The following is a 2,038-nucleotide window of genomic DNA, read 5'->3' as shown; positions in this document are numbered from 1 at the left end:
TCTGGAACAGGAAAGGGGCCTCGTACCAACCAATCCGCCTGAACATCCTTCATACGCGATTGAAGCGTCTACTGCAGAAGCTGCGCGAAGGCGGACTGAATCTCGCTGACGATGTCGCCCGCGACGATCGGATGTCCCAAGTCATCGAAATGGTGTTTGTCCGGGCGGCCGTATACATGAGGCCGGGGCCATCCGCGCTGCTCCGAATGCGATGCGAGGGCACCGGCCAGGCCATGGATGTATGCCGCGGCCGCGGTGACTTCGGGAACCAAAGACGGATTTTCGGCAAGCGCGTCATCCTGCTGCGCAAGCAACGCGCCTAATATTCCCGCGAGCGCATCACCCGAGCCGGCGGTGGACATCCAGGCCGGTGCCCGTCCGGAAAGCACCACGCGTTCGCCTCCTTCTCCATCATCTCCCACTACGATGGTCACCGCGCCTTTGAGCAATACGGTCGCGCCGGTCAGCATGTGCGCCTCACGCGCGTATCTGAGGGGATTCGAGGCAATCGTCCGCGTGGTGATTTCATGGTCCTCCAGCCGGTTCAGTAGCCGGGCCAGTTCGCCGGCATGCGGCGTGATCACCACCTGCGGGGGGACTTTGGCTGGCAATAGGTCGAGCGCTCCAGCATCCACGACGATAGGCGGCATGCCGAGCGCCGGAGAATCCATGTGGTCGGCATCGCCTTCATTCGTCGGCAGCGTATAGTGCCTGAGCAGCGCGTCGATGGTGTCGCGCTGAACGTCTCCGCCGGCTGCGTCGTCATCGGCGGTCGGCACGCCGGAACCCACTACCCAGGATTGCACCCGACCCTTGCCGAGCACGGCCTCGGGGAAGGCGGCGAGCACCATGTCCTGAGCGCGTTGCGGACCGAGATACCGTACCATGCCGACGCTCGACCTGGCCGAGGCTCCGGCGGACAATACTGCCGCGCCGGGGTATCGTGCGGAACCGGTGACCAGTCCGACAACGCCGCGCGAATACTTGCCGTCCGCCAACCGGGGGATGCGCACGGATTCCGCGGCGAAATCGCCATCGACCATTTCGACCGCGGGCATCGATTCGTCGACATCGAAGCCGAAGTCCACCAGAACGACATGACCGCAGGCATAAGAAGCCGGCGGTACCATGGCGCAGGGTTTCATGGCGCCGAAAGTCACCGTCGTGTCCGCGGGGATGTATGGTCCGGGAAGTGAACCGTCGTCCACACCCACACCCGATGGCGCGTCCACGGCTACAATCAGTGGGAATTCCATGGAAGGCTCGTTGCCGGGCAAGGCGGGACGGCTGGGAGGCATCCCGTTCATGCCCAGAGAGGAGGCGATCGTACCGGCGATGCCACGCAATGCGCCTGCCGCTCCAATGCCCGTCATAGCATCGATGACCACATGCGAGTCCCGTGCGTATTCGACCGCGGCCTGCAACCGTTCGCCGGCTTCGCCTGCCGAGAATCCCGCCGCGCATCCGGGGATTTCCGCGGCGGGATCGAGCACCAGCACGCGCCCTCCCGCGCGTACGAAAGCAGTGAAACCCTCCTCATGCAATGAACGACCGGTGGCGATTGCGGTCACTTGGGCGCCTTCGTTTGCCAGTTCCGCGGCCGCATACAAGCCGTCGCCGCCGTTGTTGCCGGCTCCGGCCAACAGCGTCACGCGCGCGTTTTCAATGGCGACGCCCGCATCGTCCAGCAACGACATGGCCGTATGCGCGGTCGCTGCGGCAGCCATGCGCATCAGCGGCACGCCATCATCAAGAAGCGGCCGCTCCATCTCACGCACGGTATCGGAATCGTAGGCGCTGTACAGCAACGTCTGCAAACGGTCGGCGTCGTCGATGTCCATAGCAATCCTTCCCCTTGTATTCCATGGCAACGGTTTCCAGTCTAGTCATCGATGCGGCGTAAACGACGGATTGGACGCCCCGATACGTGCGACACGCTGATTCGAGTACGATTTGCGTATAGGGAAGGTTCGTGTAATATATGTGACTTGTGCACGGAAGCAATTCCGTACAGGATATATTCCTGCGTAGCTCAGTT

1 protein-coding gene is annotated in these 2,038 nt (G+C 62.8%); it reads right to left on the bottom strand.

Annotated features, from left to right (window positions below; all coding sequences use genetic code 11):
* Positions 1-68: 68 nt before the first annotated feature.
* Entirely contained in the window at positions 69-1,841 is a 1,773-nt protein-coding gene (locus B3C64_RS03725) for a bifunctional ADP-dependent NAD(P)H-hydrate dehydratase/NAD(P)H-hydrate epimerase (RefSeq protein WP_291533828.1), read from the bottom strand.
* Positions 1,842-2,038: the final 197 nt, after the last annotated feature.

The sequence above is a fragment of the Bifidobacterium sp. UBA6881 genome, from assembly GCA_002451435.1.
Taxonomy (GTDB): domain Bacteria; phylum Actinomycetota; class Actinomycetes; order Actinomycetales; family Bifidobacteriaceae; genus Bifidobacterium.
The sequence above is the reverse complement of the archived record's forward strand: the minus strand, read 5'-3'. Positions and strand labels throughout refer to the sequence as shown.